General features: G+C 70.2%; 18 protein-coding genes. 10 read left to right on the top strand and 8 right to left on the bottom strand.

What is annotated here, in order from left to right; translation table 11 throughout:
• The first annotated feature begins 126 nt into the window (after positions 1-126).
• Positions 127-1,035 carry a hypothetical protein gene (locus JYJ93_RS11780; protein ID WP_206789717.1) on the top strand — a complete coding sequence of 303 codons (909 nt, stop codon included), beginning with the start codon at positions 127-129 and terminating at the stop codon, positions 1,033-1,035.
• On the opposite strand, the gene JYJ93_RS11775 is transcribed toward JYJ93_RS11780, so the two are convergent.
• Complete coding sequence (locus JYJ93_RS11775) at positions 1,036-1,752, bottom strand: glycerophosphodiester phosphodiesterase family protein (RefSeq protein WP_206789715.1); 717 nt, start codon at positions 1,750-1,752, stop codon at positions 1,036-1,038.
• Positions 1,753-1,871: 119 nt separating this feature from the next.
• Between JYJ93_RS11775 and JYJ93_RS11770 the strand changes: the two genes are divergently transcribed.
• Positions 1,872-2,096, top strand: a complete 225-nt coding sequence (locus tag JYJ93_RS11770) for a twin-arginine translocase TatA/TatE family subunit (protein ID WP_206789713.1) — start codon at positions 1,872-1,874, stop codon at positions 2,094-2,096.
• On the opposite strand, the gene JYJ93_RS11765 is transcribed toward JYJ93_RS11770, so the two are convergent.
• On the bottom strand, positions 2,093-2,884 hold the full coding sequence (locus JYJ93_RS11765; RefSeq protein ID WP_206789704.1) for a hypothetical protein: 792 nt from the start codon (positions 2,882-2,884) through the stop codon (positions 2,093-2,095). The two genes, JYJ93_RS11770 and JYJ93_RS11765, sit on opposite strands and share 4 nt — an antisense overlap.
• 6 nt (positions 2,885-2,890) lie before the next feature.
• Positions 2,891-4,081: a hypothetical protein gene (locus JYJ93_RS39960; RefSeq protein WP_242543775.1), complete on the bottom strand. Its 1,191-nt coding sequence runs from the start codon at positions 4,079-4,081 to the stop codon at positions 2,891-2,893.
• 1,248 nt (positions 4,082-5,329) lie between these two features.
• Here JYJ93_RS39960 and JYJ93_RS11755 point away from each other — a divergent pair.
• Entirely contained in the window at positions 5,330-6,010 is a 681-nt protein-coding gene (locus JYJ93_RS11755; RefSeq protein ID WP_206789699.1) for a polyhydroxyalkanoate synthesis regulator DNA-binding domain-containing protein, read from the top strand.
• 53 nt (positions 6,011-6,063) lie between these two features.
• On the opposite strand, the gene JYJ93_RS11750 is transcribed toward JYJ93_RS11755, so the two are convergent.
• The gene (locus JYJ93_RS11750; protein WP_206789690.1) at positions 6,064-6,870 is read right to left on the bottom strand and encodes a ParA family protein; all 807 of its coding nucleotides are present in this window, start codon (positions 6,868-6,870) and stop codon (positions 6,064-6,066) included.
• Positions 6,871-6,895: 25 nt separating this feature from the next.
• Entirely contained in the window at positions 6,896-7,207 is a 312-nt protein-coding gene (locus JYJ93_RS11745; RefSeq protein WP_206789688.1) for a hypothetical protein, read from the bottom strand.
• 196 nt (positions 7,208-7,403) lie between these two features.
• Between JYJ93_RS11745 and JYJ93_RS11740 the strand changes: the two genes are divergently transcribed.
• The 4 genes from JYJ93_RS11740 (at position 7,404) to JYJ93_RS11725 (ending at position 12,042) form a co-directional block, all read left to right on the top strand.
• A complete protein-coding gene (locus tag JYJ93_RS11740; protein ID WP_206789686.1) occupies positions 7,404-8,324 on the top strand; it encodes an ArsA family ATPase in 921 nt (306 codons plus the stop codon).
• The gene (locus JYJ93_RS11735) at positions 8,321-9,433 is read left to right on the top strand and encodes an ArsA family ATPase (protein WP_206789684.1); all 1,113 of its coding nucleotides are present in this window, start codon (positions 8,321-8,323) and stop codon (positions 9,431-9,433) included. Before JYJ93_RS11740 ends, JYJ93_RS11735 begins: the two co-directional genes overlap by 4 nt.
• A 212-nt stretch (positions 9,434-9,645) precedes the next feature.
• A complete protein-coding gene (locus tag JYJ93_RS11730) occupies positions 9,646-10,830 on the top strand; it encodes a tetratricopeptide repeat protein (protein ID WP_206789682.1) in 1,185 nt (394 codons plus the stop codon).
• Positions 10,831-10,845: 15 nt separating this feature from the next.
• Complete coding sequence (locus JYJ93_RS11725; RefSeq protein WP_206789680.1) at positions 10,846-12,042, top strand: M48 family metalloprotease; 1,197 nt, start codon at positions 10,846-10,848, stop codon at positions 12,040-12,042.
• A gap of 144 nt (positions 12,043-12,186) precedes the next feature.
• Here the strand turns inward: JYJ93_RS11725 and JYJ93_RS11720 are convergent, their stop codons facing one another.
• Both JYJ93_RS11720 and JYJ93_RS11715 read right to left on the bottom strand, forming a co-directional pair.
• Positions 12,187-12,711 carry a tetratricopeptide repeat protein gene (locus tag JYJ93_RS11720; RefSeq protein ID WP_206789669.1) on the bottom strand — a complete coding sequence of 175 codons (525 nt, stop codon included), beginning with the start codon at positions 12,709-12,711 and terminating at the stop codon, positions 12,187-12,189.
• An 8-nt stretch (positions 12,712-12,719) separates the two neighbouring features.
• Positions 12,720-14,261 (bottom strand): hypothetical protein, encoded by a 1,542-nt coding sequence (locus tag JYJ93_RS11715; protein ID WP_206789666.1) that lies wholly within the window; start codon positions 14,259-14,261, stop codon positions 12,720-12,722.
• Positions 14,262-14,472: 211 nt separating this feature from the next.
• On the opposite strand from JYJ93_RS11715, the gene ruvX reads away from it, so the two are divergent.
• Positions 14,473-14,937, top strand: coding sequence for a Holliday junction resolvase RuvX (ruvX, locus tag JYJ93_RS11710; protein ID WP_206789664.1), 465 nt, complete (start codon positions 14,473-14,475; stop codon positions 14,935-14,937).
• Positions 14,938-14,964: 27 nt separating this feature from the next.
• On the opposite strand, the gene JYJ93_RS11705 is transcribed toward ruvX, so the two are convergent.
• The gene (locus tag JYJ93_RS11705; RefSeq protein WP_206789662.1) at positions 14,965-16,554 is read right to left on the bottom strand and encodes a glycosyltransferase family 39 protein; all 1,590 of its coding nucleotides are present in this window, start codon (positions 16,552-16,554) and stop codon (positions 14,965-14,967) included.
• 572 nt (positions 16,555-17,126) lie between these two features.
• On the opposite strand from JYJ93_RS11705, the gene JYJ93_RS11700 reads away from it, so the two are divergent.
• Both JYJ93_RS11700 and JYJ93_RS11695 read left to right on the top strand, forming a co-directional pair.
• Positions 17,127-19,190: a serine protein kinase gene (locus JYJ93_RS11700; protein WP_206789660.1), complete on the top strand. Its 2,064-nt coding sequence runs from the start codon at positions 17,127-17,129 to the stop codon at positions 19,188-19,190.
• Positions 19,191-19,226: 36 nt separating this feature from the next.
• Positions 19,227-20,336, top strand: a complete 1,110-nt coding sequence (locus JYJ93_RS11695; RefSeq protein ID WP_120549429.1) for a DUF444 family protein — start codon at positions 19,227-19,229, stop codon at positions 20,334-20,336.
• Position 20,337: the final 1 nt, after the last annotated feature.

Genomic DNA, 20,337 nt, shown 5'->3' with positions numbered 1-20,337 from the left:
CACCGGGGAGCGTTTCCCTGGGGGAGGGCCGCCCGTTTTGTTGACGCTTCATCGAGGGCCGATTTAGGGTCCGCCGGAGGTGGGCGCCCGCTTGGCCGGCATGCGTCCCGGAGGCGTGATTCCCCCATGCGGACGTTCAGTCGGTGGCTGGTGCTTGCGACGGCGCTGTCAGGGGCCGCGGCCCATGCGGACGACAACGACCTGGTTCTTTCCCGTTTCGGCGTTGAACGCCGGGGCTCCTCTTCCGTCATCACCAACACCGAGTTCGCCGAAGCCAGCGCGGACTTCCGCGCCTTCGCGCGCACGTTCGGCGCGGTGATGACGTCCGCGAACCTGATGCCCCCGCGCACCACGGGGCACTCGGGCTTCGCGTTCAACGCGGAGCTGTCCGTCGTGTCGCTCCCGGAGGACGTGCAGCTGCCCACGGAGGCCGAGCAGCCGGGCTCCGTGCTGGTGCCGTCCCTCCACGTGCGCAAGGGCCTGCCCTTCTCGCTGGAGCTGGGCGGGCGCGTGGGCTGGATCGAGAAGAGCAGCATGGTGACGGCCACGGGCGAGCTGAAGTGGGCCGTCAACGAGGGCTTCACCTACCTGCCGGACGTGGGCCTGCGCCTGCACGTGACGAAGCTGTTCGGCGCGCACAACCTGGACCTGACCACCACGGGCCTGGACATCGGCGTGGGCAAGCAGTTCCCCCTGGGCGGCATGGTGACGCTCACGCCCTACGGCGGCCTGGACCTGAACTTCGTCAGCGCCACCACGCGCACGCTGGACTTCGACCCGAGCCGCCCCCCGGCGAGCACGGCGGGCAACGACTCGCGCGACGCGCTGACCAACACCGCGCCGTACTCGCGGGTGAACGCGGGGGACAACCTCACCCCGCGCTTCTATGCGGGCGCGCGCTTCATTGGCGGCGTGCTGCAGCTGGGCGCGGAGATTTCGCTTACCAACCTGGGCAGCTTCGACCAGGAGGGCGCCGGCAGCCGCGACCTGCCCTCCGTCTTCGCCTTCAACACCACGCTGGGCCTGGACTTCTAGTCAGCGCAGGGCCTCGCGCACGCGGCCCGGGCGGTTGGTGATGAGGTAGGATACCCCCAGGTCCCGCAGCTCGCGGGCGCGCCGGGGGTCGTCCACCGTCCACGCCGCCACGCGCAGGCCCGCGTCGTTCCACGCCGCCACGCGCTCCGGTGTGCACGCCTCGTGGAAGGGGTGCACCGAGTGCGAGGACACCAGCGGGCTCAGCGCGTACGCCTGCAGCGCCCAGGGCTTGTCCGGGTCGATGAGGAAGCCCCGGCGCAGCGTGGGCGCCACCGCCGCCAGCCGGAAGAGGCACAGCGGGTTGAAGCTGGACACCACCACGCGGCCCTCCAGGTCGCGCTCGCGCAACAGCCGCGCCACGCCCGCCGCCAGGCCGCCGTCGTCGAAGCGGTCGCACTTCAGCTCGATGTTGACCAGGAAGTGCCCCGGCAGCGCGTCCAGCACCTCCTCCAACAGCGGGATGCGCGCGGGGGCGAAGCCCAGGGGCGTGCCCACGTCCGCGCGGGAGAGCTTCCACCAGGGCGTGGTGCGCACCTCCCAGGGCTGATGGGCCAGGCGGTCCAGGCGCTTGTCGTGGCACACCACCACCTCGCCGGAGCCGCACACCATGGCGTCCAGCTCCACGCCGTCCGCGCCCTGGCGCACGGCCTCCGCGAAGGCCTCCAGGGTGTTCTCGGGAGCGTCGGCGCTGGCACCACGGTGAGCGAGCAGGAGCATGGGCGCGCAGTGTGCGCTCAAACGCTCTTCGCGCGCAGCGCCGGCGTGGCGAGGGCGTCCAGGGGCGGACGCGGCGGCGCGACTTGCCTCGCGGGTGGGTTTATTGCAGTGTCCGACGCATGCTGGGCCTCGGAGAGTTCCTCATCCTCGGCTTCATCCTGCTGGTGGTCTTCTCGGCCGCCCGGATGGGGCAGTTGGGCAACGCGGTGGGCAAGTTCGTCTACTCGTTCCGCAAGGCGTCGCGCGGCGACGACCTGGTGGACGTGAAGCACCTGCCCCACTCGCGCCGGGGCACCACCGACGCGGACTACACCGACGGCTCCTCCAAGGACCGCCGCTCCTAGAACTCCTCCCCTGTCGGCAGCACCAGCGGGCCGGGCGGGCTGCCGGGCGCTGGCGAGAGCAGCAGGCGCGCGGCCTGCTGACGCAGCGCGGGCAGAAGCCCGGTGTCCTCCACCAGCTCGCGCAGGTCCGCGGTGCCGAGCAGCGGCACCAGCTTGGCGCCCACCTCCGGCGGCAGGTACGGGTTGAAGACGAGCGCGCGGCGCACCTTGGGGCGCACGGACCAGCGCGGCGACTTCCAGATTTCGACGAGCGGCTCCGGACGCGCGGGCCTGCGCGCCGCGATGCGCACCACCAGGTCCTCGGTGAGGCGCGGGTTGATGAGCACGTTGCGCAGCACGGCCGGGTTGCTCACGGTGGCCAGGCGCGACAGCACGTCCGGGTCGCGCGTGAGGCGGGCCTGCTGCTTCAGGTGGCCCAGCGACTGGTTGGCGGCCTGCGCGTCCGCGCGGGCGGCGGCGTCCGCGTCCAGCTCCTTGCGCGCGGGGCCCTGGGCGAAGAGGTCCGCCACCGCCTCCAGCGACTGCACGTGGGCCATGCGCCGGAGCGCCTCAACATGGGGGATGTGCTCGGCCTCCTGGTCCAGCGCGGCCAGGAAGTCCGACAGCACGCAGGTGGCGGGGGCCTGCCCGGCGCGGGACAGCGCCAGCAGGTGGCCGATGAGCTCGTTCGTGTCGAACGGCTCACGCCGGGCCAGCTCGCGCGCGGCGGCCTTGCGGCGCACGGTGGCGCCTCCTCCCAGGGCGTGCAGGTTGCGCGCGAGCGCGCGGGCCTCCTCCAGCGTGGACATGACGCTTCAGCCTCCCGTGCGGTCCGCGGTGGGTTCGGAGGGGATGGGCTCCAGCGTCACCTCCAGCCGGTGGCCGGTGAGGTCCGCGGGGAACTCCTGGAACAGCACCAGGAAGGGCACCTTGCCGCCCGGCGGCACCGGCGGGGACGCCGCGTCCATGCGCTGGCGGAGCGCGGTGGCGGCCTCGCGGGTGGTGATGGCGTGCAGCTCCTCCGGCGTGGCCAGCGCGCCCGCGAGCCCTTCCGTGGAGCGCACCCGCTGGTCGCCGTCGAAGAGGGCGGCGCGCACGCGCACGGCCGCGGCGGCGCCAGTGCGGTTCTCCGCCTCTCCGCGCACGACGAAGAGCATGCGGCCATCGCGCGTCTCATAAAGGCCGTTGGACACGTCGCTCGCGATGAACGGGCGGGACGCGGGCATCACCAGCGTGCGCAGGCGGTCCGGGGACAGCGTGGAGGCGTCCACCTTGCCGTCGCGCAGGTACAGGGTGCCCAGCGCGCCCAGGGCCACCACCAGCGCGGTGGCGATGGTGAGGTTGAGGACCAGCCCCGTCAGCTTCCTCGCGCGGCCGGGCATCCGCCGCTGGGGCATGCCCACGTCCTCGATGCGGGCGGAGGGCTTGGCCACGGTGACGGCCGGCCCGGAGCGCATGCTGGCCAGGTCCACCACCTCGCGGCGGGGCGTGGTGATCTTGAACGGGTCGCCGTCGTCATACGCGGGCACGTCGCTCAGGAGCGAGATGCCGCCGGGCTCCTCCACGCCCGCTTCCGAGGGCACGTCCCCCAGCAGCGCGGCGCGGCCGGTGTCGGAGGCGGCCAGCCCCTCCTCGCCGGAGGCCCCGGCGCCGGAGAAGTCGAACAGGTCGCCCATCGGCTCTGGACCGGCGTGAGTGTCCTCGCCAGGGGCATCCCCGGGCGCGGCGTACGGGTCCGGACCGACGTGGGTGTCCTCGGGGCCAGCGGACAAGCCCGGGGACGGAGCCGCCACGTCGATGGACGCGAACGGATCCTCGCTCTCGAAGCCCTGCGCGGACACCTCCGGGCCCACCGCAGTGGCGCCACTTGGCGAGGGCGCCGCGGCGACGTTCGCGGCATGGCGCAGGGCCGCCGCGTCCGGGACCGCCGGAGCATCGAGGGAGAAGTCGAAGAGCGGGTCCGGCGCGAGGTCCGTCGAGCCGGCGGCCAGGGCCGGAGAAGCCACGGGACGCGACGCCCCGGCAGGGACCGACGCCAGGGGCATGCGCGCGACGGGAGCGCCCGCCGGAGGCATGGCGGCCCGCGCGGGAGCAGCGCCTGACGGTGCCGGGCTCCCGCCCGGGAAGGCACCCGGCCCCGGAGGCATGGCGGCCCGCCCCGGAGCAGCGCCAGGAGGCGGAGGAGCCACGGCCCCAGCAGGCATGGAGGCACGCGCCGGAGCGGCGCCAGGAGGCGGAGCCCCCATGGCCCCAGCAGGCATGGCGGAGCGCCCCGGAGCGGCGCCAGGAGGCGGAGCGGCCACGGCCCCAGGAGGCGTGGCGGTACGTGCGGGAGCGGCGCCAGGAGGCGGAGGAGCCACCGGCCCCCTGGGCGCCACCGGCTTCGGAGGTCCACCCGGAGGCGCGCCCTCCGCAGCGAACGCACCCGGTCCGCTCGGAGCCACGGCCGCCGGACGCGGCGCACCCGCGTTCCCCACCGCGAACGCACCGGGAGGCGCGGCCCGGGCGGCGGGAGGCGCGAAGGCCCCCGGAGGCACCGGGCGGGGCGCCGCAGCTGGAGAAGCCATCACGGCCGGCGGGGGAGCGGCCACCGGAGCACCTGGCGAGGGCCCGTCCAGCATGAAGTCCGCGAACGGGTCCTCCAGGTCCGGCACGACCGGATTCGGGGGTGGTGGCGGCGGGGCAGCCTGTCGCCGGGACGCGACGCCCGGAACCGGCGTGGGCGGGTCGAACGGCATCATCGCCCCGGCGGGGGCCGCTTGCGACGCGTCCACGTCGATGTCCACATCCACGTCACCCCAGGACTGGACCTGGGACTTCACCGCGGGGGCGCCGGGCGCGTAGTACGCGGCACCCGGCCGGGTGACCTCACCGGTGGGCTCCGGGGCGGCTCCGAACGCCTGGAACGGGTCCGCCTGCCCGGCCGGAGGGCCAGCGGGCGCGGGGGCGCTCGTGGCCTGTGCGGGCTCACGCGCGACCCGAAAAGTGTTCTGACATTTGGTGCAGCGGACCTTGACCCCTTTTTCCGTCACCTTCTCGTCGGGGATCTTGAACCGCGTCTGGCACTGTTCGCACTGGACGATCATGGGGTCGGGTCGGGGGGACTCAGAGCATAGGCCCACCCGGCAACCACGGCGAGTCGGACCCGGGTAACTTGCTCGCTTCCAACCCCTTTGATACGAGGTTCGCCCCTTTGGAAATCAAGAAGTAAACCAGTAAATGCCAAGGCGCAGCCGGGGTCGGAGACGACAGACATGAGCGAGGCCGAGCAAGCAAACGCTCCCAGCAACACCAAGGAGCCGAAGATCATCAAGCGCTACACGAACCGGAAGCTCTACGACACCGTGGAGAGCCGGTACGTCACGCTCGATGAGATCGCCGCGATGATCAAGGAGGGCACCGAGGTGCGGATTGTCGACAACCGCACGAAGGAAGACCTGACCTCGGTCACCCTCGCGCAGATCATCTTCGAAGAGGAGAAGAAGAAGAACCAGATGCCGCTGTCGGTGCTGCGGGAGATCATCCGCCACCCCGGCGAGTCCATCTCCGGGTTCATCCAGAAGGAGGTCTCGCCGCGCGTGGCCTCCATCCGCGAGGAGGCCGAGCAGCGGCTGGACAAGCTGCTGCGCCGCGAGGACGGCAGCCTGCAGGAGGCCCCCCCCGCGGAGGCCACCACGGCCGCGCCCGCGCCGCAGGCCTCCGAAGGCAACGCCGCGAGCCTCAACCCGGCGGAGCTGCTCAAGGCCAGCCAGCGCGCCTTCGAGGACTTCCAGCGCCGCATCGACGAGCGCGTGAAGCAGGTCGTGGAGAACCTCACCGGCAACCTCCCCGCCCTGGGCCGCGACATGCAGGCGCTCGCGCAGCGGCTGGAGGAGCTGGAGAAGAAGCTCGACGCCGTGGAGAAGGGCGACAAGAAGGACCCGAGCGCGTCCTGAAGCACCCGAGCCTGAACGCCGTGGCGCCCGTGAGGAAGCGGGCGCGGGGCGCTTCAGGCCACCTTCGTCCGGGCCCGCTTCCGCTTCGCGGGAGGGGCCCCGCCGTCAATCTCCGCCGCGATGGCCGCGAGCATCCGCGCCCCCGGGCTCCGGGGTGCGTACTCCCAGATGGTCTTCCCGTGGCTCTGCGCCTCGTCCACCTTGACGCTGTAGCCCAGCGGCGTGGCGGCGAGCGCGTCCGGGAAGTACGCCCGCAGGCGCTCCAGGATGGCCGTGGCCAGCGCCGTCTTGCGGTACAGCGTGGGTACCACCCGGGTGACGCGTAGATCCGTGCGCCCTTCCGCCTCGCCCACCTGGCGCACCGTCTCCGCCAGCTCCGCGCACCCGTCCAGCGCCAGGTATGTCAGCGCCACCGGCACCACCACCTCCGAGGCCGCCACCAGGATGTTGCGCGTGGTGAGCCCCATGGACGGAGGCGCGTCGAACAGCACCAGGTCGTAGCCCGCGTCTTGCGCCTCCCGCATGCGGTCCGCCAGCCGGTGCGCGCGCCGCGGGTCCTGCGCCACCACCACCGGGAAGTCCGCCATCTCCTTGTACGCGGGCACCACGTCCAGCCCGCTCACCCCCGTGGGGCGCACCACGGAGGACAGGGGCACCTCCGGGTCGGTGAGCAGGTGGAAGACGTTCTTCGGCAGCGTGCGCACGTCCAGGCCCAGTGACTTGCCCGCGTGGCCCTGCGTGTCCAGGTCCACCAGCAGCACGCGGCGGCGCTGCTCCAGCGCGAGCCACGCGGCGGTGTTCACCGCGAGCGTCGTCTTGCAGGTGCCGCCCTTCTCGTTGATGAACGCGATGCGCCGCATGGCCTTTGGGGGCGTGTGCCGCGCCCTACCCCTTCTTCTTCGAGGACGTGTTCGACACCAGCGTGTCCAGCTTGCCCTCGACGGACGCGAGCAGCTTCTCCAGGTCGTCCACCTTCGAGCGCAGCTGCTCCAGGTCCGCCGTGGACGGCAGGTTCATGGCGGACAGCGCCGTGCGCAGCGCCGAGTCCAGCGTCCCCTTCGCCGCGAGCGAGCGGGACACCAGCGTCTGCACCGCCGCCACGAACTTCTCGTTGGAGAGCAGCTGCTGCGCGAGCTTGCCCACGCGCTCCTCGCCCGTCTCCACGAGCTTCTTCATCACCGGGTTGTTCTTCAGCATGGTCTTGGAACCGTTCAGGTCCGGCCCCCCGGGGATACGGCGGCTCGGCCGTCGGGACAGGCGGGACGTCAGGAAGAGGACGCCGCACTCTGGGAGGGGCCAACGCGACGTGTCAAGCAGGGCAACATTGGGGATTTCCGCTCGTGGACTCTCGTTGACTCTCCGGGAGCCCATCCCTACGGTTCGCGCGCCCTCTATGGCCGGACTGCTCGACAAACGCCTGTGGATCGTCTCTGGCAAGGGGGGCGTGGGGAAGACGACCATCGCCGCCGCCCTGGCCCTGGCCTCGGTGCGCGCCGGACGGCGCACCCTGGTGTGTGAAGTGAACACGCAGGAGCGCGTCAGCCGCATCCTGGAGCTGCCCGAAGCGGGCCCGGAGGTGAAGCTGCTGGAGGAGAACCTCTGGGCGGTGGACGTGCGCCCCCAGGAGGCCATGCGCGAGTACGGCCTGATGGTCCTGCGCTTCGAGACCCTCTACAAGACGGTCTTCGAGAACCGGCTGGTGCGCTACTTCCTGCGCTTCATCCCGTCGCTCCAGGAGCTGGTGCTGCTGGGCAAGATTCTCTTCCACCTCCAGGAGAAGCTGCCGGACGGCCGCTGGAAGTACGACACGCTGGTGCTGGACGCGCCCGCCACCGGCCACGCCATCTCGTTCTTGAGCGTGCCGCAGGTGCTCCTGCAGACGGTGCCGCCGGGGCCCATGACGCGCGAGGCGTTGAAGATGCGCGACCTCCTGGTGGACCCGTCCGTCACCGCCGCGGTGCTGGTGGCGCTGCCGGAGGAGATGCCGGTGAACGAGGCGCTGGAGCTGCACAGCGCGCTGAGGGACCGGGTGCACATCCGCACGCACGCGGCGGTGCTCAACCAGGCCTTCCCCCAGCGCTTCACGGAGGCGGATTTGGAGGCGCTCGCGGGCCACCCGGAGCTCATGCGCGTGGCCCAGGCGCACCATGACCGCGCGTCGCAGGCGGTGCTCGCGGGCACGAAGCTGGAGCGCAACCTCCACGCGCCGGTGTACACGGTGCCCAGATTGTTCGTGCCGCGCTTCGGACGGGACGCGGTGGAGACGGTGATGGGGCACCTGAACGCGATGGTGACCGGAGGCACGGGAGCATGACGGCGCTGCAAGCGGCGCTCGCGAACAAGCGCGTGCTCATCTGCGTGGGCTCTGGCGGCGTGGGCAAGACGACGGTGGCGGCGACGCTCGCGCTGCGCGCGGCGGTGGATGGCCGGCCCAGCATCGTGTGCACCATCGACCCGGCGAAGCGCCTGGCCAACTCCCTGGGCCTGTCCGGTCTGGGCAACGAGGAGGCGGAGGTTCCCGCGTCCGTGCTGGAGGGCATGGGCGTGAAGCCCCGGGCGGCCTTGCACGCGATGATGCTGGACATGAAGGCCACCTGGGACGACCTCATCACCCGCGTGGCCCCGCCGGAGCAGCGCGAGCGCATCTTCGCCAACCGCTTCTATCAGTCCCTCTCCACGGCCCTGGCGGGCAGCCAGGAGTACATCGCCATGGAGAAGGTCTGGGACCTGCGCCGCAGCACGGACTACGAGCTGGTGGTGCTGGACACGCCGCCCACCGCGCACGCGCTGGACTTCCTGGACGCGCCCAACCGGGTGCTGGACTTCCTGGACAACGAAGCGGCCAAGTGGCTGCTCACGCCCGCGCTGAAGGCGGGCAAGGTGGGCCTGTCCCTCTTCAACCTGGGCGGCAGCTACGTGACGCGCGCGCTGTCGCGCTTCACCGGCACGGAGATGCTCCAGGAGCTGTCCTCCTTCATGCTGACGCTCTCCTCCATGAACGAGGGCTTCCGCGAGCGCGCCCGGGGCGTGCGCGAGCTCCTGGAGGACAAGACGACGGGCTTCGTGCTGGTGACGAGCCCCAACCCGGAGCGGCTGGACGAGGCCATCCACTTCCACAAGCTGCTCAAGCAGAACCGCATGGAGATGACGGCCATCGTGGTGAACCGCGTGCACCCGCTGCCCACCCAGGCGCAGTGGGAGGACGCGGCCACGCTGACGCCCACCCGGCGCGCGAAGGTGGAGGAGACGCTGCGCGAGCTCCAGGTGCTGGCGCAGCAGGACCTGGAGGGCATGGCGCAGCTGCGCGAGGCCTGTCCGGGCACGCCCCTCATCCAGGTGCCGCGCTTCGGGCTGGACGTGCACGACCTCACCGCGCTGTGGGGCACCGGCCGCTACCTCCTGGGCGACGACGTCCTCGCCTGAGCGCCCTCCCCCACCCCGCGTGACAAGGCCGGAGGCCCGGAGCCGCCGGGCATTTCCGGCGCATGCGGGCGTTCACGCCAGGCGGCAGGGCACCCGGGGCGCTCCCGCATTAGACTGGCGGGCGCTGGAAGCACCGCGGAAGAGCGCTCCGGGAACCTGGCGGGTCTCCGGGGTGTCGATGTCCGGGGCCGCACCGGATGGGAGTGAGCTGCATGCACGGCAGGAAGCGGATGGAGTCGGCCGGAGTCGCCCGGCGGTGGCTGTGGGTGGGCGTGTTGGGCCTGGGCCTGACGCTCACGGGCTGCCGCACCACGGGCGCGGCGGCGAAGCCGGACGCCACGGCGAACAAGCAGGTCGTGGAGTTCGACCCCGTCACGGTGACGGCGGACCTGGAGCTGGACAAGCTCAACGACGAGGAGCTCTTCGCGGGCGGCACCTCCGCCTTCGCCGCCAACGACTTCAAGCAGGCGGCGCGCTACTTCGGCCGGCTCGCGGACTTCCACCCCAACAGCCCGCACCGCCGGCAGGCCCTCTACAACGCGGGCCTCGCGCACCAGCGCCTCAAGGAGTGGGACGACGCCTACGGGCGCTTCTCCGACCTGGCGGAGCCGGAGAAGGGCCAGGGCGACGCGCTGGACGCGTCCTTCCGCGTGGCGGAGACGCTCTACCACCTGGAGCGCTACGAGGAGGCGGTGAAGCTCTTGACGACGCTGGCCTCGCGCGCGGACCTGCCCGCGGGCCGCCGCATCGAGGCGCAGGTACAGCAGGGCATCTGCCAGGTGGAGGCAGGCCGCACCGACGACGCGGAAGGGACGCTGCGCAAGGCGCTGGCCGCGTATGACGCCCTGCCGGACAAGGCGGAGGTGGAGGACTACTTCCCCGCGCAGGCGCACTTCTTCGTGGGGGAGATCTACCGGCTGCACTACGAGGCCGTGAAGCTGGAGGCCAGCCGGGGCAGCGACGGGCTGGCGCAGGACCTCAACTACAAGGCGGAGCTGCTGTTGTCCGCGCAGGGCCACTACCTGCGCGCCATCCGCGTGGGCAACGGCTACTGGGCCACCGCCGCGGGCGCGCAGATTGGCGCCCTGTACGAGAACCTCCACGAGCACATGGTGAACTCGCCCACGCCCCCGGAGCTCAACGCCGAGGAGGCGGAGGTCTACCGCCAGGAGCTGCGCAAGAAGATCCGCGTGCTGCTCACCAAGTCCATCAACATCTACGAGCGCACGCTGGAGGCCGCCGAGCGCATCGGCTCCCAGAACGCCTTCGTGGACCGCACCCGCCAGAGCCTGGAGAAGGTGAAGTCGCTGCTGCTCGCGGACGCGGATGCCGACACAGGGCCGGACGAGGTCTCCGTGCCCATGCCCGCCTCCAACGCGGGCGCGAAGCACCGCTAGCGCCCTCCGCCGGCCATGGAACCGCTCTTCACCCCGGAGCAGCTCGCCGACATCCACGCCTACCACCAGCCCTATTACATCCGGGCGGCGGTGGACCCGCTGGTGCGGCTGGCCCTGTCCGCGCTCATCCTGGCCGTGCTCGTGCGGCCCGTGTACCGGGGGGCGACGGCCGCGGCGGCGTCGCTGGAGCGCGGGCTTGGCGCGAAGCTGCGCAAGGCTCCGGTGAGCCGCGCCTTCTTCAGCGCCATGGACCGGCTGTGGGGCGAGCCCGGCTGGGGGGCCGCGCTGCTCTTCGCGCTCTTCATCGACCTGGCCACGCAGCTACTCTACGCCCCCGCGAACGTGTACTTCTTCTACGTGCTGGAGCACCGGCACGGCCTGTCCAACGACACGCCCGCGACCTTCGCGTGGATGTGGTTCAAGGGCACCCTGGTGGGCGCCATCGCGCTGACGGCGCTCGTGGTGGGCCTGTATGGCCTGGCCCGCCGCGTGCGCCGGTGGTGGCTGGTGCTGGGCGTGCCCGTGGCCCTGCTGATGCTGGTGTCCTCCGCCCTGGACCCGTACCGCGCCCGCCTCTACTTCGACCAGACGCCCCTCCCTGAGGGGCCGCTGCGCTCGCGCATCACCGGGCTGATGCGCAAGGCGGACATCACCTTCTCCGACGTGGTGGTGGAGAAGACGTCCGTGGCGTCCAGGCGCATCCAGGCGTACTTCGCCGGCCAGGGCCCCACGCGCACCATCGTCCTCAACGACGTCATCCTGAAGGAGCTCGCGGAGGACGAAATCCTGGCCGCGGTGGCGCACGAGGCGGGCCACGTGAACGAGCCCCGCTGGCCCGGCCGCATCGCGTCCTCGCTCGCGGTGCTGGCCCTGCTCTTCCTCATCGACCAGTTGCTGCGCCTGTCCGCCCGCAGGGGCTGGTGGGGCGTCCAGCGCCTGGGCGACATCCGCACCCTGCCGCTGGTTTCCCTGGTGGTGTTCCTGCTCATCACGTTCGCGGCCCCCGTCTCCGGGGCGCTCTCCCGCGAGCGCGAGCGCGAGGCGGACCGCTACGGCCTGAACCTCACCGGCGACCCCGGCGCCTTCCGCCGCATGCTGGTGAAGGCCGCCCGGGTGAACAAGATGGACCCCGAGCCTCCCCGCTGGGTCGTGCTCAAGGGCATGAGCCATCCCCCCATCGGGGAACGGCTCGTCGCGCTCGACACGCCCTGAACCTGTTTCAAGAAGCCGCCGGTGGATGGGCCTCCACACCATTCCCCCTCGCCATCCAGGCCCACCCTCCGGCCGGCCGCCCCCGGACCGCTCCCCAACTGTCCGGCGGCACATCCGTCTTGAAACGTCTCCCCCTTCAACCGCTCACGTCGGCGGGGCGCCCTCCTTCAGCTTCTCCACCGCCACCAGGGTGATGGCCTTCACCAGGGCCTTCGCGCGGCGCCCCGCGGACGTCTCGCCATGCGGATCCACCTCCACCGCGTTCGCGATGTCCGTGAAGCCCTGACGCTCGCCCCGGCGCAGGTGCAGCTCGCCCCGGCCCGTCAGCGCCACGGGGTTGCGCGGGTCTCCGGTGAGCGCGTGCGTGTACTCGGTGAGCGCGTCCTCCACCCTCCCGAGCTTCTGGTACACGGTGCCCAGCGCCGCGTGCGCCGCGGAGTCCTTCGGGTTCCCCTCCACGAGCCCCTCGAAGAGGATGCGCGCCTCCTCCAGCCGGCCCGCCGCCGCCAGGTCGCAGCCCACCTGCGCGATGGCCTTCGCCTCCTCGAAGGTCATCCCCTCCACCTCCGCCCAGGTCGTCTCCCCCCGCGCGAACGCCTTCAGCCTGCGCGCCGTTCCGGTCTCCATCGTCCGTCCCTCGCCGCCTTCGTGCTTGATGATGCGTCCCATGGCGGCCCTCACGCGCTGCGCAGGTTGGAGATGGCCGTCTTCGCCATCTCGTTGAACTTCGAAGACATGTTGCTCATCAGGTCGAACATGGCCTTGCGCTTCTCCATCAGCGTCTGAAGCCGCAGCTCCAGCTCCTGCATGCCGGTGTCCAGCTTCGCGCCGCGCGCCTTGTCCGCGTCGCTGGTGCCCAGCGTGGCGCGCTCCTCGCGGGCGCTGGCCATCTCGTTCATCACGTCCAGCAGCTCGTCGTCCGTGTCGTTCGTGATGCCCATGAGCAGGGCCTGCACCTTCTGCTCGATGCTCAGGTTCGGGTTGTCCACGATGTCCCGGGCCCGCGAGCCGCCCGTGCTCCGGCCGCCGCCGCTCGACGGCTTCGGCACCGAGTCCAGCGCCGCGTCCAGGTCCTGCCAGCTGGTGACGCCGTCCCGGCCGCCGCCCGCCGCCATCTCCAGGCGGTGCCAGTACTCCGGGTGGTCCGTGAAGAACTGCGCGGCGCGCTTGAGCGTGGAGGACGCCGCCGGGCTGTCCAGCACCGCCTCCAGGTCCGCCATCGTCAGCTTGCCGTCCTTCGTCCCCTTCGCCGTGTCGAAGGTGTCCCAGTTCTCGTCCAGCACCTGGAGCGCGTCGGCGTACTCCTGGAGGTCCGGATCCGCCGCCCCCGCGCCGCCGCTGCCCCCCGGCCGCCCCGTGCCCCCGGTGCTTCCGCCGCCATGACCCGGCCGGCCCGACACGCCCCCGTCCGTGCTCCCCGTGCCCGTCCCCGGCCGCCCCGTGCCGCCGGTGCCCGGCCGCCCTGCCCCGCTTCCCGGCCCCGGCCCTGAACCCCCACCGGTCTTGGGCGGCGCGCAGTCCGACGGCGGGGGCGCGCAGTCCGACGGCGAAGGAGCAGGACGGCCCGGCCGCTCCGGACGTCCGTACTTCGCGAACTCCGCGGCCACCCGCTTGGACTCCTGCTGGAGGCCCACCAGCTCGATGCGGTCATCGTTCAGGCCCGGCACCTTCAGCATCAGGAGGTTCTTCTTCGCCGTGTCCACCTGTTCGAAGAAGGGCCGGTTCTCGACGAGGAACCTGGCCGCGTCCCGGAGAGACGGCGACACGTTCTTGTCCTGCGAGACGCGCTGGAGGTCCGCGTGCGACAGCGAGCCGTCCTTCTTGCCGTCCAGCAGGTCCAGGTAGCCGAAGTTCGCCTCCAGCGTGCGCAGCGAGTCCGCGTAGTCCAGCAGCTTGGGGTCCAGCGGGCTGCGGCTTCCGGACGCGCCCCCCGCCTGCGAAGCGCCCGACGCCCCGGAGCTCGCGTAGCCCGCGCCCGCCTTCGCCGCGTCCTGGGGCGCGCAGTACTCCGTCTTCGCGGCAGGGTTCTTTTTCAGCTCATCCGCCACGCCCAGCGCGCCGCTGGCCGCCATCATCACGTTGCCGCTCATCACCCCCACGGCCGTCTTGATGGAGTTCGTGAGGACGGGGGGAAGCCCCAGGGCGTCCCCCGCCAGGTCGGTCACGGCGGCCATGGGACCGCCCAGCAGGTTCGCCACGCCTTTCAGGATGTCGAGCATCAGCACTCCCGCGCGACGGGTTGAAGTGGGTGCTGCCAGGTGCCGCGCGCCGTCTCTTCGGACGCGGACAGGCATTGCAGCGGCGGTGCCGGGCGGCCGGGCGCTCGGGGCGAGTCGAAACGCGGGGTTGGCCCACGGGGCCCGCCGTCCGCGTCCCCACCCACGGACGGGTCGGTCCGTCCCGGAGGATTGCGGCTAGAGTCCCGCGCCCATGCGCACCTTCGGGCTCGACTACGGCACCAAGACCATCGGGGTGGCCGTCTCGGATGGACTGGGGCTCACCGCCCAGACGGTCACCACCGTGCGGCGCACGTCGCTCAAGGGGGACCTGGCGGAGCTGTCCCGGCTCGTGAAGGAACACGAGGTGACGCGCTTCGTCCTGGGGCTGCCCCTCAACATGAACGGCACGGAGGGGCCCCGCGCGGAGGCCTCGCGCAAGTTCGCGCAGGTGCTGGAGAGCGCCCTGGGACTGCCCGTGGAACTCTGGGACGAGCGGCTGTCCACCGTGGCCGCCCAGCGCACCCTGCTGGAGGCGGACGTGCGCCGGGAGAAGCGGCGGGAGGTCATCGACCAGCTCGCCGCGCAGTTCATCCTGCAGGGCTGGCTGGACGCGCACCGCCCCAAGGACCAGGGCTACGAAGACGGCTACGACGACGACTACGACCCGGAGGGCTGAGCAGCACCTCCGGGAGGCCCTGACGGACTACGGCTGGCGCCGGTACACGTGCAACGGCGCGGAGAAGCCGTCCTGCTCCTGGTACGCCACGCCGTCGAGCGTCAGCGTGCGCCCGTCCAGCTTCACGCCCGGGTCCTTCACCAGCTTGCCGCCGTCGAAGCGCACCAGCACCTCCGGCCGCGCGTCCGCCATGCGCTGGCGGAAGGTGTCCCAGCGCACGCGCGCCATGCGCATCTCCGGCAGCGTGGAGAAGAAGGCCACCTGCAGGTCCATGTAGCTCGGATCATCGTCGATGGCCGCCGCGCCGCCCTTCGCCGCCAGCTCCTCCTTGAGGTAGCGCGCCACCTGCATCACCGCCACGGGGTTCGTGGACGTGGGGCTCACCGGGCGCAGCGAGTCATGAAGCCCGCCCTCGGTGCGGAAGGTGTAGATGCCCAGCGCCACCGGCATCACCACCGCCAGCACCGCGCTCACGCCCACCACCGCGCGGCGCGCGAAGGCCCCCTTGTGGCCCACCAGCGCCGCCAGGCCCGGCGCCATGAACACCGGCAGCAGCACCAGCTGCGTCACCGTGAAGCGCGCCAGGGGCACGAAGTTCAGGAGCACCGCCGCGCGCAGGGTGAAGTACAGCGAAGGCAGCACCGCCATCACCACCAGCCAGCGCGTCTCCGGGTGCTTCTTCCACGCGCGCACCATGCCCACGCCCCCCAGCAGCGCCACGCCGGGCGTCAGCGTGAAGAGCGCCACCGCGGGCCAGAACCCCAGCTGCTGCAGCCGCCAGCCCAGCGCGCCCCCCGCCCCACCGGAGTCGGCCACCCACTGCTTGTGGAAGTCCTCCACCGCCTTGATGGGGAAGAACGGATCGCCGTGCGCCAGCTCGTTGCCCTGCATCCACAACAGCGGGAACGGCAGGCACACCAGGCCAAAGCCCACCGCGCGCGTCAGGGACGCCACCCGGTCCTCGCTGCTGAACACCAGCGCCACGGTGATCAGCGGGATGTACATCCACGCGTCGTAGCGGAGCGCGCACGCGAAGTTGAGCAGCACCGCGCCCCAGAAGAGCGGCTGGAAGCGGTTCTCCTCCACGCCTTCCGCCACCAGCGCGAACACCGCCAGCATGAAGAAGAGCGACACCGCCTCGCTGCCCGCGGTGGTGGAGAACTGCAGGTGCATGCCCCACGCGCTGAAGGCCAACCCCGCGGCCACGCCCGCGCGCCAGCCGAACAGCCGCCGCGTCAGCGCGAACAGCGGCACCACCGACGCCACCCCGAACAGCAGGCTCACCAGCCGGCCCGCGACGTCGCGCTCGAACACCGACAGCACCGCGCCCACCAGGTACACGTGCAGGGGCCCGAACTGGAACGTGCCGTCCTTGTAGGACGTGATGACGTGGGGGTCGGCCAACCACCGCTCCGCCAGCTCCGTGCGCACCACCGCGTCCCCGAAGAGGTTCTCGTTGATGAAGAACACCCCCAACCGGGGCAGCAGCGCCGCCAGGAGCAGCAGGCCCACCAACCACCGGGTGGACGGCTCGGGCTGGGGTGCGGGCACCGCGGACAGACCGGGCACGGCGGTGGGAGGGGAAGCAGGGGCGGCGGGACTCGAAACGGGAACCATGGAGGGCGCGAGGATACGCAGGCAGGACCCAAAGCCAAGTCAGCGCCCCACCCACCTGCCCGGTGCCCGCCCGCCTGCCCTGTCTCTCCTCGGGAATCACTTCGCCGGGCAGCGTGGGATTCGCGCCGTTACGCACCCTTCTGGGCGGGATGGAACCGGTGCGCCGGCTGTCACGCCGACATGTGGAGCGGACACGGACGCCGCCCCACAGTGAGGGCCTGCCCGGACGGGATGTCCTCCAGCGAAAGCCCAAGCGTCGGGAAGTACGCGCTTGGGTGAGGTGGGACCGGACACATCGCACCGGGGGGGCTCCTCCCAGCGCGCGTCCCGGTCCTTATAATCGAAGTGCCTTTTCACCCCGTGGAGGAGGGCGGCTCCCCTCCGACACGAGCCGAACGCGCGGTCCCACTCCGCGGCGGGGTCCCGAAGGGGCTGAAGCATCGCGATTGTCGTCGCCTGGGACCTCTTCGGAGTGGGTGTGGAATGGCCTTCCAGCCCTCCAGGTTCACCATGTTGGCCCCCCGGAAGCACGCGAGTCCTCGCGTCCTCCTGTGAGGCTACGAGGGAGAGACATGAAGGACGCTGAGAAGGGCTCGTGGGTCTCCAGAATCGCCGCGTTCCAGGACGTGAAGACCTACGCGGAACTCAACTGGGAGGGCTCTTTCGAGGACTACCTCGAAATCGTCCGCAAGAACCCCAAGGTCACCCGCACCGCCTTCCAGAGGATCTACGACATGATCCTCAGCCACGGGAAGTCGGAGTACATCGACAACAAGAAGAAGCTCACCCGCTACCACTTCTTCAGTGACGAGCGCTTCGGCGGCCGGGACGCCATCTTCGGCCTGGACGTGCCGCTGATGAAGCTGGTCAACGTCTTCAAGTCCGCGGCGCAAGGCTACGGCACGGAGAAGCGCGTCATCCTCCTGCACGGCCCCGTGGGCTCGTCCAAGTCCACCATCGCCCGCCTGCTCAAGAAGGGCATGGAGGAGTACTCCAAGACGCCGGAGGGCGCCGCGTACACCTTCTCCTGGCTCACCGACAAGAAGCAGCCAGACGGCACGGTGACGAAGGAGAAGATGAAGTGCCCGATGAACGAGGAGCCCCTCAACCTCATCCCGCGCGAGTGGCGTGACAAGGTCTTCTCCGAGCTGTCCCCGCCGGAGTCCGGCTACACGATTCCCGGCGGCTGCGAGCTGTGCCCCGCCTGCCGCTTCGTCTTCAAGGAGCTGATGACCCAGTACGGCGGTGACTTCGCCCAGGTCATGGGCCACGTCCACGTCAACCGGCTCATCTTCAGTGAGAAGGACCGCGTGGGCATTGGCACCTTCCAGCCCAAGGACGAAAAGAACCAGGACTCCACGGAGCTCACCGGCGACATCAACTACCGGAAGATCGCCGAGTACGGCTCGGACTCCGACCCGCGCGCCTTCAACTTCGACGGCGAGTTCAACATCGCCAACCGCGGCGTCATTGAATTCGTGGAAGTGCTCAAGCTGGACGTCGCGTTCCTCTACGACCTGCTCGGCGCGTCGCAGGAGCACAAGATCAAGCCGAAGAAGTTCCCTCAGACGGACATCGACGAGGTCATCATCGGGCACACCAACGAGCCCGAGTACAAGAAGCTCGAGAACAACGAGTTCATGGAGGCCTTGCGCGACCGTACGGTGAAGATTGACATCCCGTACATCACCAAGCTCGCGGAGGAGGTGAAGATCTACGAGAAGGACTTCAACTCCCGCGCCATCAAGGGCAAGCACATCGCCCCGCACACGCTGGAGATGGCCGCCATGTGGGCCGTCCTCACGCGCCTGGAGGAGCCCAAGAAGCACAACCTGTCGCTCCTGCAGAAGCTCAAGCTCTACAACGGCAAGACGCTCCCCAACTTCACCGAGGACAACATCAAGGAGCTGCGCAAGGAGTCCGTGCGCGAGGGCCTGGAGGGCATCAGCGCCCGCTACATCCAGGATAAAATCTCCAACGCCCTGGTGAGCGACAAGGGCGAGGGCTGCATCAACCCCTTCATGGTGCTCAACGAGTTGGAAGCCGGCTTGAAGACGCACTCCCTCATCAACACCGAGGACGCGCGCAAGCGGATGAAGGAGCTGCTCACCACGGTGAAGCAGGAGTACGAGGACATCGTCAAGAACGAGGTCCAGCGCGCCATCAGCGCCGACGAGGACGCCATCGGCAAGCTGTGCGGCAACTACATCGACAACATCAAGGCCTTCACCCAGAAGGAGAAGGTCCGCAACAAGTACACCGGCATCTACGAGGTGCCGGACGAGCGCTTGATGCGGTCGATTGAAGAGAAGATCGACATCCCGGAGAGCCGCAAGGACGACTTCCGCGGGGAGATCATGAACTACATCGGCGCGCTCGCCGTGGAGGGCAAGACCTTCAACTACCGGACCAACGAGCGGCTGCACAAGGCGCTGGAGCTGAAGCTGTTCGAGGACCAGAAGGACAGCATCAAGCTCAAGAACCTGGTGTCGTCCGTCGTGGACAAGGAGACCCAGGAGAAGATCGACCTGGTGAAGGACCGGATGATGAAGAACTACGGGTACTGCGAGATCTGCTCCACGGACGTGCTGAACTTCGTGGCCAGCATCTTCGCCCGCGGTGACGCCAAGGAGTAATGCCTGGCGCCTTGACTCCAAGAGGGACGTGACACCGTGACCTTGAAGATCCACCAGGACCACTCCCGCTTCAAACAGATCGTCCGCGGGAAGATCAAAGCCAACCTGCGCAAGTACGTGCAGAAGGGCGAGATGCTGGGAAAGAAGGGCAAGGATGCCATCAGCATCCCCATCCCCTTCATCGACATCCCGCGCTTCAAGTACGGCCACAAGGAGCAGGGCGGCGTCGGACAGGGTGACGGTGACGTAGGCCAGCAGCTCGGCCCCGGGGCGGTGGAGCCCGGGGACGGGCATCAGGCCGGCCAGGGCGAAGGCGACCACGCCCTGGAGGTGGACGTCACGCTGGAGGAGCTGGCGCAGATATTGGGCGAAGAGCTCCAGCTGCCGCGGATTGAACGGCGGCAGAACGAGCGCATCGTCACGCAGAAGGTGAAGTACACGGGCGTGAACACCACGGGCCCGGAGTCCCTGCGCCACTTCAAGCGCACCTTCAAGCAGGCCCTGAAGCGGCAGATCGCCACCGGCACCTACGACCCGAAGATGCCGGTCATCATCCCCACGCGCGAGGACCGGCGCTACCGCAGCTACAAGCTGCAGGAGCTGCCGGAGACGAACGCGGTCATCATCTACATGATGGACGTGTCCGGCTCGATGGGGGACGAGCAGAAGGAGATCGTCCGCATCGAGAGCTTCTGGCTCGATACGTGGCTCAAGCACCAGTACAAGGGCTTGGAGTCGCGCTACATCATCCACGACGCGGTGGCCCGCGAAGTGGACCGCGACACGTTCTTCCACACCCGCGAGTCCGGCGGGACGATGATCTCCAGCGCGTACAAGCTGTGCCGGGACATCATCCAGGCGGACTACCCGAAGAGCGCGTGGAACATCTACCCGTTCCACTTCAGCGACGGGGACAACTGGAGCGCGGACGACACGCGCCAGTGCATCGAGATGCTCCGCAACGACATCCTCCCGCAGGTGAACCAGTTCGCCTACGGGCAGGTGGAGTCCCCCTACGGCAGCGGGCAGTTCATCAAGGACCTGCGCGAAGCCGTGGGTGACACGAACAACGTCGCGCTGAGCGAGATCGCGGACAAGGACGCCATCTACGCCTCCATCAAGGACTTCCTCGGCAAGGGGCGCTGAC

The sequence above is a fragment of the Corallococcus sp. NCSPR001 genome, from assembly GCF_017309135.1.
In the GTDB taxonomy this organism is placed as follows: Bacteria; Myxococcota; Myxococcia; order Myxococcales; family Myxococcaceae; genus Corallococcus.
The sequence above is the reverse complement of the archived record's forward strand: the minus strand, read 5'-3'. Positions and strand labels throughout refer to the sequence as shown.

Excerpts from the sequence above, each read along its gene's own strand:
- JYJ93_RS11745 (WP_206789688.1), bottom strand. The coding sequence starts at position 7,207 with ATGCTGAAGAACAACCCGGTGATGAAGAAGCTCGTGGAGACGGGCGAG.
- JYJ93_RS11780 (WP_206789717.1), top strand. The coding sequence starts at position 127 with ATGCGGACGTTCAGTCGGTGGCTGGTGCTTGCGACGGCGCTGTCAGGG.
- JYJ93_RS11775 (WP_206789715.1), bottom strand. The coding sequence starts at position 1,752 with ATGCTCCTGCTCGCTCACCGTGGTGCCAGCGCCGACGCTCCCGAGAAC.
- JYJ93_RS11700 (WP_206789660.1), top strand. The coding sequence starts at position 17,127 with ATGAAGGACGCTGAGAAGGGCTCGTGGGTCTCCAGAATCGCCGCGTTC.
- JYJ93_RS11755 (WP_206789699.1), top strand. The coding sequence starts at position 5,330 with ATGAGCGAGGCCGAGCAAGCAAACGCTCCCAGCAACACCAAGGAGCCG.
- JYJ93_RS11770 (WP_206789713.1), top strand. The coding sequence starts at position 1,872 with ATGCTGGGCCTCGGAGAGTTCCTCATCCTCGGCTTCATCCTGCTGGTG.
- ruvX (WP_206789664.1), top strand. The coding sequence starts at position 14,473 with ATGCGCACCTTCGGGCTCGACTACGGCACCAAGACCATCGGGGTGGCC.
- JYJ93_RS11750 (WP_206789690.1), bottom strand. The coding sequence starts at position 6,870 with ATGCGGCGCATCGCGTTCATCAACGAGAAGGGCGGCACCTGCAAGACG.
- JYJ93_RS11705 (WP_206789662.1), bottom strand. The coding sequence starts at position 16,554 with ATGGTTCCCGTTTCGAGTCCCGCCGCCCCTGCTTCCCCTCCCACCGCC.
- JYJ93_RS11740 (WP_206789686.1), top strand. The coding sequence starts at position 7,404 with ATGGCCGGACTGCTCGACAAACGCCTGTGGATCGTCTCTGGCAAGGGG.
- JYJ93_RS11720 (WP_206789669.1), bottom strand. The coding sequence starts at position 12,711 with ATGGGACGCATCATCAAGCACGAAGGCGGCGAGGGACGGACGATGGAG.
- JYJ93_RS11730 (WP_206789682.1), top strand. The coding sequence starts at position 9,646 with ATGCACGGCAGGAAGCGGATGGAGTCGGCCGGAGTCGCCCGGCGGTGG.
- JYJ93_RS11715 (WP_206789666.1), bottom strand. The coding sequence starts at position 14,261 with ATGCTCGACATCCTGAAAGGCGTGGCGAACCTGCTGGGCGGTCCCATG.
- JYJ93_RS11725 (WP_206789680.1), top strand. The coding sequence starts at position 10,846 with ATGGAACCGCTCTTCACCCCGGAGCAGCTCGCCGACATCCACGCCTAC.
- JYJ93_RS11765 (WP_206789704.1), bottom strand. The coding sequence starts at position 2,884 with ATGTCCACGCTGGAGGAGGCCCGCGCGCTCGCGCGCAACCTGCACGCC.
- JYJ93_RS11735 (WP_206789684.1), top strand. The coding sequence starts at position 8,321 with ATGACGGCGCTGCAAGCGGCGCTCGCGAACAAGCGCGTGCTCATCTGC.